The sequence below is a fragment of the Streptomyces sp. NPDC086989 genome (assembly GCF_044745505.1).
GTDB lineage: Bacteria > Actinomycetota > Actinomycetes > Streptomycetales > Streptomycetaceae > Streptomyces.
In genome coordinates this window covers 128,729-142,522 of record NZ_JBIVAL010000018.1, presented here as the reverse complement: position 1 = coordinate 142,522, position 13,794 = coordinate 128,729, and the positions used below count along the sequence as shown (strand labels likewise).

At 73.0% G+C, this 13,794-nt stretch carries 14 protein-coding genes; 5 read left to right on the top strand and 9 right to left on the bottom strand.

Features of this window, described 5'->3' with window-relative positions; genetic code table 11:
- Nucleotides 1-206: 206 nt before the first annotated feature.
- On the bottom strand, nt 207-503 hold the full coding sequence (locus tag ACIPK4_RS33765; protein WP_402320017.1) for a winged helix-turn-helix transcriptional regulator: 297 nt from the start codon (nt 501-503) through the stop codon (nt 207-209).
- A 141-nt stretch (nt 504-644) separates the two neighbouring features.
- Here ACIPK4_RS33765 and ACIPK4_RS33760 point away from each other — a divergent pair, with 141 nt between their 5' ends.
- Together ACIPK4_RS33760 and ACIPK4_RS33755 are read left to right on the top strand one after the other, a co-directional pair.
- Nucleotides 645-956 (top strand): EthD family reductase, encoded by a 312-nt coding sequence (locus tag ACIPK4_RS33760; RefSeq protein WP_402320014.1) that lies wholly within the window; start codon nt 645-647, stop codon nt 954-956.
- A gap of 109 nt (nt 957-1,065) precedes the next feature.
- Nucleotides 1,066-1,935 carry a PhzF family phenazine biosynthesis protein gene (locus ACIPK4_RS33755; protein ID WP_402320011.1) on the top strand — a complete coding sequence of 290 codons (870 nt, stop codon included), beginning with the start codon at nt 1,066-1,068 and terminating at the stop codon, nt 1,933-1,935.
- 52 nt (nt 1,936-1,987) lie between these two features.
- Here the strand turns inward: ACIPK4_RS33755 and hemC are convergent, their stop codons facing one another.
- Both hemC and ACIPK4_RS33745 read right to left on the bottom strand, forming a co-directional pair.
- Entirely contained in the window at nt 1,988-2,923 is a 936-nt protein-coding gene (hemC, locus tag ACIPK4_RS33750) for a hydroxymethylbilane synthase (protein WP_402320008.1), read from the bottom strand.
- 121 nt (nt 2,924-3,044) lie between these two features.
- Entirely contained in the window at nt 3,045-3,644 is a 600-nt protein-coding gene (locus ACIPK4_RS33745; protein ID WP_402320005.1) for a TetR/AcrR family transcriptional regulator, read from the bottom strand.
- A 281-nt stretch (nt 3,645-3,925) separates the two neighbouring features.
- On the opposite strand from ACIPK4_RS33745, the gene ACIPK4_RS33740 reads away from it, so the two are divergent.
- Nucleotides 3,926-4,858: an alpha/beta hydrolase family protein gene (locus tag ACIPK4_RS33740; RefSeq protein WP_402320023.1), complete on the top strand. Its 933-nt coding sequence runs from the start codon at nt 3,926-3,928 to the stop codon at nt 4,856-4,858.
- A gap of 32 nt (nt 4,859-4,890) precedes the next feature.
- Here the strand turns inward: ACIPK4_RS33740 and ACIPK4_RS33735 are convergent, their stop codons facing one another.
- Entirely contained in the window at nt 4,891-5,439 is a 549-nt protein-coding gene (locus ACIPK4_RS33735) for a GNAT family N-acetyltransferase (RefSeq protein WP_402320002.1), read from the bottom strand.
- A 268-nt stretch (nt 5,440-5,707) separates the two neighbouring features.
- Between ACIPK4_RS33735 and ACIPK4_RS33730 the strand changes: the two genes are divergently transcribed.
- Nucleotides 5,708-6,268 carry a hypothetical protein gene (locus ACIPK4_RS33730; protein WP_402319999.1) on the top strand — a complete coding sequence of 187 codons (561 nt, stop codon included), beginning with the start codon at nt 5,708-5,710 and terminating at the stop codon, nt 6,266-6,268.
- A gap of 113 nt (nt 6,269-6,381) precedes the next feature.
- On the opposite strand, the gene ACIPK4_RS33725 is transcribed toward ACIPK4_RS33730, so the two are convergent.
- Nucleotides 6,382-6,831, bottom strand: coding sequence for a peptidoglycan-binding protein (locus ACIPK4_RS33725; RefSeq protein ID WP_402319996.1), 450 nt, complete (start codon nt 6,829-6,831; stop codon nt 6,382-6,384).
- Nucleotides 6,832-7,379: 548 nt separating this feature from the next.
- Between ACIPK4_RS33725 and ACIPK4_RS33720 the strand changes: the two genes are divergently transcribed.
- Nucleotides 7,380-11,012, top strand: coding sequence for an AAA family ATPase (locus ACIPK4_RS33720; RefSeq protein WP_402319993.1), 3,633 nt, complete (start codon nt 7,380-7,382; stop codon nt 11,010-11,012).
- A 100-nt stretch (nt 11,013-11,112) separates the two neighbouring features.
- Here the strand turns inward: ACIPK4_RS33720 and ACIPK4_RS33715 are convergent, their stop codons facing one another.
- The 4 genes from ACIPK4_RS33715 to ACIPK4_RS33700 all read right to left on the bottom strand — a co-directional run bounded on the left by ACIPK4_RS33715 (nt 11,113) and on the right by ACIPK4_RS33700 (nt 13,782).
- Nucleotides 11,113-11,442: a peptidase inhibitor family I36 protein gene (locus ACIPK4_RS33715; RefSeq protein ID WP_054223870.1), complete on the bottom strand. Its 330-nt coding sequence runs from the start codon at nt 11,440-11,442 to the stop codon at nt 11,113-11,115.
- Nucleotides 11,443-11,774: 332 nt separating this feature from the next.
- On the bottom strand, nt 11,775-12,692 hold the full coding sequence (locus ACIPK4_RS33710; protein ID WP_402319990.1) for a TIGR03619 family F420-dependent LLM class oxidoreductase: 918 nt from the start codon (nt 12,690-12,692) through the stop codon (nt 11,775-11,777).
- A gap of 153 nt (nt 12,693-12,845) precedes the next feature.
- Entirely contained in the window at nt 12,846-13,532 is a 687-nt protein-coding gene (locus ACIPK4_RS33705; RefSeq protein ID WP_402319987.1) for a hemerythrin domain-containing protein, read from the bottom strand.
- Nucleotides 13,533-13,650: 118 nt separating this feature from the next.
- The gene (locus tag ACIPK4_RS33700) at nt 13,651-13,782 is read right to left on the bottom strand and encodes a hypothetical protein (RefSeq protein ID WP_402319984.1); all 132 of its coding nucleotides are present in this window, start codon (nt 13,780-13,782) and stop codon (nt 13,651-13,653) included.
- Between the last annotated feature and the right edge of the window lie 12 nt (nt 13,783-13,794).

Genomic DNA, 13,794 nt, shown 5'->3' with positions numbered 1-13,794 from the left:
CCCATGGCTTCGGCCGCGCCACCCCGCACCCCCGGATAATCCGTCCCGGAGTGATCCAACCATCTTGAAGATTATTTCGTTAGGAGTTCTTAGGCGGCCACGACTGACGGTGAGGGCCAGGACATCACCGCAGCGGATGGGGAAGCGGCGGTCGCTGCCGCTCTCGGCCCCGCGGGGGCCCATGCGGTGAAGCGCCGGGCGGATCCTCACGTCTGCGTGGGCTCCTGATCGTCGTGTTCTTGCTCCTGCGCCCAGGTGGTCGCCCATTCGTCGAGCGGACGGAGGGCGTGACCGAGTGCGGTGCCCAGCCGGGTGAGCTCGTAGCCATCGGTCGAGGACGCGACGATCCCGCTCGATGTGAGTTCGCGGAGCCGCTGGTAGAGGACGCTGGATGACAGCCCTTCGCACCGTGCCAGCAGCGCGCGGGCTCCGAGCGGACCCGCACGCAGCTCCCAGAGAATGCGCAGCGCCCACCGACGGCCGAACAGGTCCATCGCGGCCATGAGGGGACGGCCGGTCGTTGATCCACGAACCGGTGTTCCTGGGCGTGGCGTCGGCATGTCCCTCCTTGTGTTTCTTTATTCGAAACACTAGCATCAACCCGTACGTTTCTTATTTCGAAACGAACTGGGACGGAGATCGCCATGCATAGGTTGGTTGTCCTGTATTCCGAGCCCGCCGACCCCGACCACTTCCGCGACTACTACGTGAGCAACCACCTTCCGCTGGTCAGGAACTGGCCCGGCCTGCTTGCGTGGCGCTACAGCTTCGACGTGGCGGCGACCGAGGGAGAAGCGCCGTATTTCGCGGTCTTCGAAGGTGACTTCGCTGACGCCGCCGCCATGGCCGCGGCGCGGGCGTCGCCGCACGGCCGGCGGGTGGCCGCCGATGTCGCCAACTACGCCACCGGCGGTGCGGTCGTCATCCACTATCCGGTTCAGGAAGGCACCGGCTGAGGCGGGCCGGTACGCTCCGGGACGCGTTCGGTCGGCCGTTGCGGCCAGGTCCGGCCAGCGGCGGATGCCGTTCGCGGTTGCCGGTTCGTCGAGCGTCGAAGGGGGGCCGATGTCCTGGCCGGATGTGACGGTGGTCGATGCGTGCGTGCGGCGCGACGGCCGGGGCGGTAGCCCCACGGCCGTCACCGACGAAGACCCGGCGGCGACGGACGCGGACCGGCGTGCGGTCGCCGCTGCGGCCGGCACCTCGCACGCGGCGTTCATCGGCCCGGGGCGGGCGCCGGACGGTGGCCGGCCGGTCCGGTTCTTCACCGCCGCCGCCGAACTGTCCGGCTGCGGCCACGGCACCGTTGCGGCGCAGGCCGTCCGGTTGGCCCGCACCGCGCTCGGTGAGCTGAAAGACCGCCAGCACACCGGCGGCCGCACGTTCGACACCGTCGCGATCCGCCGCCCCGCCGGCATCGAGGTGTGGTTCGACCAGGGCCTCGTCGCGCTGCGTCACCCGGCACCGGAGGAGCGCGCCGCGATCGTCGCCGCGCTCGGGCTCACCGCGGACGATGCGCATCCGGCCGACGCGCCACGGATCGCCGCGCCCGGCGCACCCCGCATGCTGGTACCGGTCCACGACCGGTCGGCACTGCTCCGGGTCCGCCCACACCTGGGCAGGCTGACAGAGGCGTGCCGGCGGTACGGGCTCCTCGGCTGTTTCGTGTACGTACCCCCGGTGGACGACCGACCGGGCGCGGCGCGGATGTTCGCGCCGGCGATCGGTGTCGACGAGGACGTCGCCAACGCCAACAGCACCGGCTGCCTGGCCGCCCACCTGCTCGACACGACAGGGGCGCAGACGGTCGCGATCGAGGTGGAGCAGGGCGACACGCTCGGCCGGCCGGCCAGCGTGCTCGCTTCGGCCCGACGCGGGCCGGCGGGCATCACGACCCGGGTCGGCGGGTTGGCGGTGGTCCGCGACGGCCACTGAGGCGCTCTCCCGCGCCGGCGAGGGAGGGGGCTCGCGGCCGCCCCTCGGGCGTTCAGGGCTTCCTGATCTCCGCCAGGATGCCGGCCGCGCCCTGGTCGAGGAGATCGGCGGCGACGCAGGCACCCAGCTTCTCCGGCGCGTCCACCGGCCCGCTCCCCGCAGCCGTGACCTGTTGGGCGCCGTTCAGGGAGGTCACGGCGGCGGACAGGTGCAGCATGCCGTCCTGGCCGATCCGCGCCCAGGCCCCGACGGGGACGGAACAGCCACCGTGCAGCTCGGCCAGCAGGGCGCGTTCGGCGCGTACGCAAGCGTCGACCTGCGGATCACCGGTGCCGGCCAGGAGCCGGGCAGCCGCGGAGCCGGTGCGGACCTGAATGCCGAGTGCACCCTGTCCGGGGGAGGGGGGAAAGACGGCCGGGTCCAGGATTTCGTGGACCTCCGGCATCAGGTCCAGCCGGCTCAACCCTGCTGCCGCGAGCACGACGGCGTCGGGGCCGCCCTTGGTGGTGCGGGCGAGCCGCCCCGGCACGTTCCCGCGGATCGGGATGACGTCCAGGTCCGGGCGGAGCGCGAGGAGCTGGGCGACGCGGCGCGGGGCCCCGGTGCCGACGCGGGCGCCCCGGGGGAGGCCCTGGAGGGTGGCCCCGCACAGTACGTCCCGGACGTCCTGGCGGGGACCGGGGGTGACCAGCAGGGTCGTCCCTTCGCGGACCGTGGTGGGGAGGTCCTTGAGGGAGTGCACGACCACATCGACCCTCCCCGTGACCAGGGCCTCTTCCTGGTTCGTGGAGAACGCGGACCCGCCGGCGGTCTTCGCCACCTCGGCGAGGGTGGGCGTGCTGCGGTCCTGGTCCCCGCCTTCGAGGATGGTCTCCCGCTTGAACCGGACGCCGGGGAACTGCTCGGCGACCGGCCCCAGCCACTCCGCGACCTGTGCTCTCGCGAGCTTGCTCGCCCTGGAACCGATCCGCACCGAGTCGTCGCTCATCAGGTTCAACTCCTCGTGTCTGAAGTCTTGTTGACGCCAGAGCCTACTTCCACCGGAACCATGCGGTTTCCGACAGAACGTCACCAAGGAACGGAGCGGCCTCGCCTCGCCCCACTGCCCGTCAGGACGCGTGAGGCTCCTTGAGCCCCTGGAGGAGGAGGGCGATCAGTCGGCGGGGGTCGTAGCGGGGGTCGTCGTCGCGGCCGATGCAGAGATTGCCGATGCCGCGCATCAGCTCGTAGGGCTGTGTGCCGGGCCTGATGTCCCCGGCGTCGACCGCGGCGTCGAGCAGCCGGGCGCAGACGGGCAGCAGGCGGTCGAGGAAGTAGGCGTGCAGCGCGGCGAAGCGGTCGCTGTCGGACTGCAGGGCGTCGGCCAGTCCGTGCTTGGTGACCAGGAAGTCGACGAACAGGTCGATCCAGCGGCACAGCGCGTCGAACGGGGAACCGGCGTCGGCCAGCAGGTTCGGGCCCGCCTCGGCGCACCCCTCGATCTGGTGGCGGTAGACGGCGGTGACGAGATCCGCCCTGGTCGGGAAGTGGCGGTAGATCGTGGCCATCCCGACGCCCGCCGCGGCGGCGATCTGGCGGATCGGTGCATCGACGCCGGAGGTGGCGAACACCTCGGCGGCGGCATCCAGCACCGTCTGCCGGTTGCGCTGGGCGTCGGCCCGCTTTCCTCGGGACGGCGACTGCTGCCCTGTGGGGCTCTCGGCGGCCATCGCATGGTCCTTCCACGTCGATTGACAAAACGGAGCGGTGCTCCGGATACTAAATGGAGCGGCGCTCCGCTTCAGTTTAGCGGCAACGCTGAAGCGGCTGAAACGGCCGCTCCTGACCCTCTCCACCTGTCCGTCCGCCCGTCGCAGGAGACAGGGCGGACAGCAGGTGCCACCGAAAGGGAACACCTACCGTGAGCACCTCCACTGCCACCACCCGCGCCACCACCGGCGCCGATGCCACCACTGACCCCACCACCGATCCCACCACCGGCGCCGACACCTTGAGCAGTCCCGTCCCCGTCCTGTCCTTCAGCCCCGTGGTCCTCTCCGTACCCGGCCGTCCCGTGGACCTCCAGGTACGCGTCTCCGTACCGGCGACGGGAACCGGTCTCCCCGTCATCCTCCTCTCCCACGGCCACGGCCCCTCGCACCACCTCTCCTCACTCCACGGATACGCGCCGCTCGCCGACTTCTGGGCGGCCCGCGGCTTCGCCGTCGTCCAGCCCACCCACCTCACGTCCCGGACGCTGAGCCACCTGGTCGCCGACGCACCCGGCGCCCCCGACTTCTGGCGCTCGCGCGCCGAGGACATGACCCACGTCCTCGACCGGCTCGACGAGATCGAGAAGGCCGTGCCGCAGCTCGCGGGACGCATCGACCCCGCCAAAATCGCCCTCGCCGGCCACTCCCTCGGCGGCTTCACCGCCGCTCTGCTGCTGGGCGCCGGCCTCAAGGACCCCGACACCGGGGACGTGGTGCACCTCGCCGACCCCCGGATCAAGGCGGGCGTGCTGCTCGCCGCGCCCGGGCGGGGCGGCGAGGTCTTCAACGGGCCCATGGCCGAGCAGTGGCCGATCATCGGGGCCGTCGACTTCTCGACGATGACCACACCCGCACTGGTCGTCGTCGGCGACCAGGACGACCCCCGGCACTTCACGGACATGGGACCGGACTGGCACGCCGACCCCTACACCCTCGCCCCGGCCCCCAAGACCCTGCTCACCCTGTTCGAGGCGGAGCACGGACTCGGCGGGATCGCCGGATACGACGCCGCCGAGACCACGGACGAGAACCCCGAACGGGTCGCCGCCCTGGCCCGGCTCACCGCGGCCTACCTCCACACCCGGCTCCACCCCGGCTCCCCCGCGTGGCAGACCGCGTGCGCGGCCCTGACGAGCGGAGCCGCCCCGGTGGGGCGGGTCGAATCCAAGTAACCCTCCGCCAGGCCACCGCCGTACGACAGGGCCTAGACCTCGGGCAGCGAGGGATCGGGCGTCCAGGAAGGGGGTGCGGTGAGGGACCACCGCTCGTGGTCGCGCCAGGCTCCGTCGATGTAGAGATAGGCGTGCGAGATGCCTTCGTAGCGGAACCCCAGGCGTTGCACCAAGGCCAAAGACGCCCTGTTCCCCGGCTGGATGTTCGCCTCCAGCCTGTGGAGCCGCAGGTCGCCGAAGGCGTGCCGCAGCGCGACGGTGAGCCCTTCTGCCATGTAACCCCGCCCCACTGACGGGGTGAAGGCCGCATAACCGAGGGACGCGCCCTGGTAGCGGCCACGGATGATCGAGTTGATGTTGACCATGCCGGCAGCCGCGCCGGTCTCCAGGACGCGGATCAGGAAGCCCAGGTTGGTGCCGTCGCCGAAGCGGCTCATCCAGCCCTGGAACTCCTGCGCGGTCGCGGGCAGCTGCATCCACGGGGAATGGAGCTCGGCGCTGGCCCTCACCAGCGAGCAGAACTCGTCCTGGTCGGCGAGGGTGAGCGGGCACAGTTCAACCCGTGACGGCGTAGGGGGCATGAGCCGATGGTAGGGCCCCCGAACGCGGTGGCCGCGGCGCCGGGTAGCGTGCCGAGCCGGGACTCACCACCTGGGGTGCGCTCCCCAAGGGCTTCGGCATGGCCCGGGCAGGGCACGGGCCGGGGGTGGACCTGCTGTTGAGTCCGGGCGACCTGGTCGGGACGACGAAGATCCGGAGCCGCTGGGGCGGCTGCTGCGGGCCGGGCGGACACGACAGGCCACGTTTTGGGCAGTCGGCCGTACGCAGGCAGACTCCGATGCTGTGGACATGGGGATCTCAGGTTTCGAGCCGTCCTTCCTGGTGGGGATCGAGGCGGTCCGGCAGGCGCACGGAGCGCGCCTGGCGGCCCTCGCCGGCAGGCGGTTGACGGGCTTCGCCCTGGTGCGTTTCGCCGACGGGGACTGGTACGCCGACTGCCCGGTGGTACTGGACTTCGACGGCATACAGGTGGAGGTGTGCCACTGGAAGTTCGACGAGCTCTCGATCGGCTGGGACACGATCGACACGGCGGCGCCCATCACCGGGTGGGAGGAGGTGGAGCCGACGCCCCGGTGGTCGAACGGCGACGAGCACATCGAGCCGTTCCTCGGCCTGGAACTGGACGAGGTCGCGCTCCTCGAGTGGCGGCCGACGGACCGTGACCTGGCGGCCGGGACGGTGGCGGTGGAATTCGCCTTCGCCGGGGACCGGCTGCGGCTCGTCAACGGACTCGACGAGAACCGCATCGAGGCCGGTGCGGCTGAGCCGGGTTACGTTCGGTACCGAATGACCCGGGACCTCTCCAGCTCCGACAGGGGCGGCGCCGGTACCGGTCCGGCGTCGGCGTAGAGCGCGATCGGGTCATCCGGTAGGAGCGTCGGCACACCGAAGGGGCCCCGGGGACACGGCGGAGCCCGACGGCGGACGCGTCGGGCTCCCGTGGGGACAGCGGGGCAGGGGCGTCAGTGCGCGCCGGCGCCGTACAGGGTGTTGCAGGTGTTGTTGGCGTTCAGGGTCATCCAGTGCCACTTCAGCTTGTCGCGGGTCTGCGGGCCGTAGACGCCGTCGGGGTCGAGGCCCAGGCTCTTCTGGACGCGGGCGAGGGCGGCCGCCGTCTTCGGGCCGAACTTGCCGTCGATCTCGCCGAGGTCCTGGCCGTAGCAGTAGTTCAGGGTGTCCTGGAGGTAGTACACCTGCATTCCGCTGGCGCCGGATCGCAGGGTGCAGAAGTTGGTGCCCTGGGAGCCGATCGTGGGGACCTTCGTGTACCAGGCGTTGGCGGGGCCGCTGTAGTAGATCGCGTAGTCGGTGCAGCCGGCGATGGCCGCGTGCGCGGTCGTGCCGAAGCCGATCAGGCCGGCGGTCATCGCGGCGGTGGCGCCGATGGTGGCGAGCGTGCGCTTGAGCTTCATGGGTGGTCGACCCCCGAGGTGCGGTCCGATGCGAGCTGAGGCGATCGGATGCGAACGGATGTGAGTGGTCGGCGTGTTGCCGTCCGGTGGCGAGAAACCTAGTCGTGATCCGGCCACCCCCGATTCCGCCTCCGGCGCAGTGTCCCGAGGGCGTCCTGCATCCCGGGAAGGGCGGCGAGAGGGGTGCGGTGTAAGGCCGCAGGCCGGTCGGAGGGGCCCGTCGCCACCCCCGGACCTCCTCGCGCCCGGCCCGTCCCGGGGGGTCCCGCACCCGTCCCACGGTGTCCCGGGCACGTCCCGTGGACGTTCCGAGTCGCGTCCCGTCCCTCGAACCGGACCGTGCCACCAACGGCGCGGGCCGCGGAGCATGTCTGGATTTGATCGCCACGCGACATCCGACATCCGACGTGTGTACGCGCCCTGCCGGTCGCGCTCGCCCTGCCGGTCGCCGTCTCCGTGGGGGTGGGCACCGCCGACGGCGCGTCGGCTCGACCACCCGGCCGGCAAGAGCAGCGGGCCGCGGTGTGCCGCTTACGATGGTGCTTGTCATGGTCACAATGAAGGTGCTCGGCTCGTTCCGGGTCGAGGTCGACGGTCGCCCGGTCGATGCGGGCGGCCGGCTCGCACGGATGGTGCTGGTCCAACTGCTGCTCGCCCGAGGGGCGGTCGTGCCCACGGAGCGGATCATCGAACGGTTGTGGCCGACCCGTGTCCCGTCGAGCGCGCAGGCGTCCCTCCACGCCTACATCGCGCGCCTGCGGCGCGTCCTCGAACCGGAACGCGCGCCACGCACGCCCGCGCGGCTGCTGATCAGCGCGCCCTACGGCTACGCCCTCGCCCTGGAGCCCGACGCGGTGGATGCCTGGGTGTTCGAGGGACGGGTGACGGCCTGCTCCGCGCCGGAGCTGCCGGCCCGGGTCGTCGCGCAGCGTCTGGCCGAGGCGCTCGCGTCCTGGGGCGGGCAGCCGTACGCCGAGTTCTCGGACGAGCAGCGGACCGACGGCGAGCGCGCCCGCCTGGAGGAGTTGCACCGCACCGCCCGCGAGCGGCTCGCCGCGGCACGGCTGGCCGGCGGGGAGGTTGCCCAGGCCCTCGCCGACGCGGGCGCGCTGACCCGGGAACAGCCGCTGCACGAGGAGGGCTGGCGACTGCTGGCCCTGGCCCTGTGGGCCCGCGACCGTCAAGGAGACGCCCTGGCCGCGCTGCGGCAGGCCCGGAACGTCCTCGGCGAGGAACTCGGCGTCGAGCCCGGGCCCACCCTGCTGGAGCTGGAACAGGCCCTGCTGCACCAGCGTCTGGACGTCCTCCACCGGGCGACCGGGACGACGCCCGGGACACCCGCCACCACCGCGGGAACACTCGCCACCACCGCGGAGACACCCGCCACCACCTCGGGGGCTTCCGCGATCACCCCGGGGGCATCCGCCACCACCCCGGGGGCATCCGCCACCACCCCGGGGACACCCATCACCCCCGGGACTTCCGCAACCACTGCGGGGGCATCCGCGACCGCCCCGGGGACACCCACCGGCACCCCCGGCACACCCACCGGCACCCCCCGCCCTCCCGGCGCGGTCCTCGCCCCGACCGCCGCGGCGCCCCTGCGGGACCGGGCGCAGGTGCCGGGTGCCCCTGCCGCCGACGCCACGCCGACGTCGCTGACGGCGGACCGGCTCCTGGGCCGCGACGAGGACCTTGCCGCGCTCGCCGCTGCCGCGGACCGGGCCCGGAGCGGCCGGGCGCAGGTGGTCCTGATCTCCGGTGAGGCGGGCATCGGAAAGTCGAGCCTCCTGGAGGCCGCCGTCCGTCAACTGCCCGATCAGGGCTGGCTGGTCGGGACCGGGCAGTGCCCGGAGACCGACGGCGCCCCGCCCGGCTGGGCCTGGTTCGACATGCTGCCGAGCCTGGCGGAGGCCGCCCCGCCGGGCCCGTACGCCGATGAGCTCGCTCCGCTCCTGGCCCCAGGCACCGCGCGGGACGCGGGGCCGCCGGACGGCAGCCCGGCCCGGCGCTTCCACCTGCACAGGGCGCTGCTCGGCTGGCTCCGCGACACGGCACTGCGGCGGCCGCTCGCGATCGTGCTGGACGATCTGCACCGCGGTGACCAGGAGAGCATCGAGCTGTTCCTGATCTGCGCGGAGCAGCTGCGCGACGTACCGCTGCTGCTGGTGGGCTCGTACCGCACCGGCGAGGGCGATCTCACCGGTGCGCTGGGACGTCTGGCCGCCTGCTCGCCCGTACGGCTGGCGCTCGGCGGGCTGACCGTCACCCAGGCGAAGGAGCTGTTGCGGCGCGGGGTGGCCGCCATGAGCGAGCACGCGGCGACGGCCCTGGCCGACCGGGCCGGCGGCAATCCCTTCCACCTCCGGGAGAGCTCGCTCCTGCTGGCCGGCGAGGGAGAGCAACAGGCCCTCGCCCGCGTCCCGCAGGGCGTCCAGGACGTACTGCGGCGACGGCTGGCCCTGCTCGCGCCGACCGTCACGGCCGGGCTGCGGCTGGCGGCCGTCGCCGGGCGCGAGGCTCCGGTCGCCCTCCTCGTCCACGCCGCGGACAGCGACACCGACCAGCTCCTCGACGCCCTGGACGCGGGCGTCACCGCCGGGCTGCTCACCGAGCCGCGTCCGGGCACGGTCCGCTTCACCCACGCCCTCGTACGGGACGCCCTGGAGGGCGACCTCACGCGCCTGCGGCTGGCCCGGATGCACTCCCGCCTGGGCAGGGGACTGATCGCCCTCGGCTCGGACGACGTCGCCGCGACCGCCCACCACCTCCTGCAGGCGGCCGCGGTCGTGACCGCCGACGCCGCGCCGGCGGTCCGGCACGCCAGGCTGGCGTGCGAGCAGGCGGTGCGCCGCTACGCCCCGCAGAACGCCGAGGCCCTGCTGAACGCGGCCCTCGGCCTCCTCACCGACCATCCGGCCGCCTTCGCCGACCAGGATGCGGCCCTGCTGCGGGTGATGCTGCTGGGGCAGCTGGTGGACTGCCGGATCCGGATGGGGGCCGTGGTACCCGCCCGCGAGGCCCAGGAACAGGCCGTGCGGGTGGCCCGCGCGGAGGGCCGGGCCGACCTGCTGACCGCCGCCTACACGACGTGGACCGAGCCGACGCCCTGGCGCGTGCGCCCGTACGCGGCCTCCGATCCCGAGGCCGTCGAGGAGCTCGGGAAGCTGCTCGAGGACCCGGAGCTGACCGACCGACAGCGGTGCCTGCTCCTCGATCAGCTGTCCGACGCGCTCGACGACACCGATCCCCGCGCCGTCGCCGAGGCGCGCCGGGCCGTGGAACTCGCCCGGACCGTGGGCGAGCCCCGGCTGCTGGGCCTGACCCTCACGTCGCTGCTGCGCAAGGTCGACGGTGAACTCGAACCCGCCGCCTACCAGGAGCTCCACCGGGAACTCGCCGAGGTGGCCGAAGCCCAGGACAGCCCCGAGTACTCCTGGATGAGCGCATACGTCGCCGCCCGGATCGCCGCCGGGCGCAACGACCCTGCGGAGATGGAGCGGTGCCTCCTACGAGCCGACGGCATCGCCCGCAGGTACGAGCTCCAGGGCGCGTTCGCGGTGGCCAGGCTGCGCCACCCCATGCTCGCCATGGCACAGGGCCGTTTCGACGAAGCGGAGCAGGCCCTGGGGACCGCGGTGGCGGAGCTCCGGGCGCGCGGGGCGGTGGACCTCAGCGGGCTGGCCGCCCTGAGCGTCGGCTGCATCCGCCTGCAGCAGGGCCGGCTCGCCGAGATGCTGCCCGTACTGCTCGCGGTGTGGGAGCAGTACAAGCCGCACAACGAAGCCCTCGCCGCCCTCGCGCTGCTGGCCGCCGGCCGCCCCGAAGAGGCCCGGGAGATCTTCGCGCAGCGCGTGCCCCTGCGGCGGGACTTCGCCTACCCCGTCCTGGCCGGGCTGCGCGGCATGGCCGCCATCGCCTTCCGCGACGGGATTGCGGCCGCGGAGGTGTACGAGGACCTGCTGCCCCTGCAGGGGCTGGCGGGTGGAGCGAGCAGCCTCAGCCTCGTCCTGCGGCCCGTCGCGCAGACCCTCGGCGAACTGGCCCGGTTCCTGGACCGCCCCGAACAGGCCAGGAACCACTACCTCGAAGCCGTGCGGGTGGCGGCCGCCTGGGACTCACCCCTCTGGGCGGACGCCGCGCAGTCCGGCCTGGCCGCCCTGCCACCGGCGCCCGCGTAGGCCGGCCGCCGTTCGAGCCCCGGGTCAGCCGAGCGGGTCAGCCGAGCGGGTCAGCCGGCGGGCCGGCCGGCCGGGTCCGACGGGGGGTCTGTCGGCCGGGTCAGAGTTCCCAGCTGACCTGCTCCACGGTGTCGTTGTGCTGCTTGGGCTCTTCCAGCTTGTCGCCGGCCCGCAGGATCCGCGTGCCGCTCCTGCTGATCAGTTTCGCGTCGCTGTCCGTGTTGTTCACCCAGGACGACACGTTCTTGGACATGTTCCCGCCGTCGTGGAGGGGCAACATGCTGAGGTCGACGTCGAATCCGGCCCCGATGCCGTACCCCTCGCCGCCGCAGTTGTAATGGCGCCACAGGCCCAGCGTCTTCGGCGGGCACGGCGATCCCTCGGGGGTGATCTCGACGACGCCCGGCGGCAGTCCCTTGGTGCTGCTCATGGCTCACTCCGCTCTCTCGCCGCCGGCGGTTCCGGCGGGGTGCCCCCACCGTCCCACCGCCCATCCCGGACTATGACATCGGCACATGCAAGATCGTTTCTGCCGTGCACATGACCACCCGTGCGGCGCAACGCCACCCCCCGGCCGGTCGTGGGCCTCTAGGCCCTGTCGTCAAACTGCCGTCTGCCCCGCGACGCCTGGCACGCGCTCTCGCCGCACCGGGCGAAAGCCAAGTACGTCCAGTACGCGGTCTTCCGCCCGGCGCGCCGAGAGCACGCACCAGACGCCGCGAGGCCGCCCTCCGGGCGACGACGGGAGTTTGACGACAGGGCCTAGGCCGGTTCGGCCAGTTCGGCCATGAACTGCGCCGCGACGTCGAGGTACTCCTCGGGCGAGTCCGTCGTCAGCTGGAGGTCCACGAGCACCTCGTCGGTCCCCGCCGAGCACATCACCTTGAGGTGGTCGCAGATCTGGCGCACGGTCCCGCGGTGGTGGGCCTCCGCCGGGTCGGTCTCGGCCGTGGTGACGTCCGGGTTCACGCGGAACACCCGGCGCAGCGCGGCCGGGTCCCGCCCCGCCCGCTCGGCCGCCTCGGTCGCGACGTCCCAGAGCCCGACGAGATAGGGCAGCGGCATCGACGCGGCGAGCCAGCCGTCCGCACGCCTGCCCACGCGTTCCAGGGCGTGCGGGGTGAAACCGCCCAGCAGGACCGGCGGCCCCGGGCTCTGGAGGGGCTTGGGCAGTACGGTCGACTCGGCGATCGTCCACAGCGGACCGGTGTGGACGACCTGCTCGGAGCGCCACACGGCGTCGAGGACGTCGAGGGTCTCCTCCAGCCGCGCGCCGCGCCCCTGCCAGGGCACCCCCGCGGCCGCGTACTCCTCGCGCATCCAGCCCAGCCCGATGCCCACGTCCAGACGGCCGTGGCTGATCAGGTCGAGGGTGGTCAGCGCCCGGGCGAGCACGAGGGGCGGCTGCCACAGGGCGTTGAGCGTACTGCTGCCGAGGCGGACCCGTTCGGTGGCCCCGGCCGCCACGCCCAGGGCGAGCAACGGGTCGAGGTGGGTGCCGTAGCGGAGGGGCATCGGCTTCCCGCCGGGATATCCCTCGGCGGGAACGACCGGTGCCAGGAGCCGGTCGGCCACCCAGAGGCTGTGACACCCCAGGGCTTCGAGTGCGGTGCACATCGTGGCGGTGCGGTCGGGGTCGGCGAAGGGGCCGAACTGCGGGACGGAGAATCCGATGCGCATCGGTGGGACTTCCTCGCTGGTACGGGACGGAACGACGACGGGAACGCCGACGCCGACGCCGACGCCCACGCGGACGGCGGCGGCGACGGGGGTGCCGACGACGGCGGCGGCGACGGGGGCGCCGACGGCAACGCCGACGCCGACGGCGGCTGGTCAGGCCGTGGCACGCCGGCCACCGCGGATCCGGTCGGTCTCACGGCGGTACTGCCGCTGCCCCAGGAGCCGCCACAGCACCCGGGCCGGGAGGGGCAGCCGGGCCATGAACTCCGCACGCTCCTGCAGCGAGGTGTCCTCCAGGATGGCGCCCAGGGCGATCATGAGCCGGTTCCGGGGCGTCTCGGCCAGGCCCCGCTCGCCCACCGCGTGCCACTGCTCCTCGTTCACGTGGAGCGCGACCAGGGGCATCACCTCCCGCTCCTCCTCGTCGAGGTGGGCGCACAGCTGCCGGTGGTGCCGGCGCAGCGCGTCGGCGAGCTCGTCGCGGTCCTCGGCCAGGGCCTGCGCCTGCCAGCGGTCCATCAGCCGCTGGACCTCGGCGATCCCCTCGTCGAGTTCGCGGTGCTGCGCCTCCATCGCGAGGACCTGCTCGGCGTCGAGGTCCAGGTGGGGCAGCAGCACCGGCCAGAGCATCTCGTCCTCGCCGGTGTGGTGGGCGTGCAGGCCGATGGAGTACTGCCGCCAGTGCTCGGCGAGGATCCGGGACCGGTCGGTGTCGGCCGGTTTCACGTCCTGGACGAGTTCGGCCAGCAGGCGCGATTCACGGCGGAACACCTGGTGGATCATCGCCATCTCGCGGGTGTAGGGGTGGACGGTGGAGTCGGAAGTGTTGCTCGAAGTCATGACACCCAGTCTGTGAACCCCGGTTGCAGCCGACTTGCACCCGACTTGCCGCTGACGGGTGCAAGTCGGCCGGAGCCCCCGCCGGTGGGCGGCGGCACCGCCCGGTCGGGGAGGGGCATCAGGTGGCGAGCGTGGCCACCGTCTCCAGGCCGTAGGCGCGGGCGTAGCCGGTCGCGGCGGCGCCGACGGCGCACACCGGTGGCTGCGCGACGTGGTACGCGGGGTACTGCGGGCGCTCCGGGAGGACCAACCCCCAAGGGCT

What these genes read in the sequence shown, in the direction of transcription:
- ACIPK4_RS33710 (WP_402319990.1), bottom strand. Translation starts at nt 12,692, where the DNA reads ATGCGCATCGGATTCTCCGTCCCGCAGTTCGGCCCCTTCGCCGACCCC.
- ACIPK4_RS33715 (WP_054223870.1), bottom strand. Translation starts at nt 11,442, where the DNA reads ATGAGCAGCACCAAGGGACTGCCGCCGGGCGTCGTCGAGATCACCCCC.
- ACIPK4_RS33760 (WP_402320014.1), top strand. Translation starts at nt 645, where the DNA reads ATGCATAGGTTGGTTGTCCTGTATTCCGAGCCCGCCGACCCCGACCAC.
- ACIPK4_RS33755 (WP_402320011.1), top strand. Translation starts at nt 1,066, where the DNA reads ATGTCCTGGCCGGATGTGACGGTGGTCGATGCGTGCGTGCGGCGCGAC.
- ACIPK4_RS33745 (WP_402320005.1), bottom strand. Translation starts at nt 3,644, where the DNA reads ATGGCCGCCGAGAGCCCCACAGGGCAGCAGTCGCCGTCCCGAGGAAAG.
- ACIPK4_RS33705 (WP_402319987.1), bottom strand. Translation starts at nt 13,532, where the DNA reads ATGACTTCGAGCAACACTTCCGACTCCACCGTCCACCCCTACACCCGC.
- ACIPK4_RS33720 (WP_402319993.1), top strand. Translation starts at nt 7,380, where the DNA reads ATGGTCACAATGAAGGTGCTCGGCTCGTTCCGGGTCGAGGTCGACGGT.
- ACIPK4_RS33735 (WP_402320002.1), bottom strand. Translation starts at nt 5,439, where the DNA reads ATGCCCCCTACGCCGTCACGGGTTGAACTGTGCCCGCTCACCCTCGCC.
- ACIPK4_RS33765 (WP_402320017.1), bottom strand. Translation starts at nt 503, where the DNA reads ATGGCCGCGATGGACCTGTTCGGCCGTCGGTGGGCGCTGCGCATTCTC.
- ACIPK4_RS33730 (WP_402319999.1), top strand. Translation starts at nt 5,708, where the DNA reads ATGGGGATCTCAGGTTTCGAGCCGTCCTTCCTGGTGGGGATCGAGGCG.
- ACIPK4_RS33725 (WP_402319996.1), bottom strand. Translation starts at nt 6,831, where the DNA reads ATGAAGCTCAAGCGCACGCTCGCCACCATCGGCGCCACCGCCGCGATG.
- hemC (WP_402320008.1), bottom strand. Translation starts at nt 2,923, where the DNA reads ATGAGCGACGACTCGGTGCGGATCGGTTCCAGGGCGAGCAAGCTCGCG.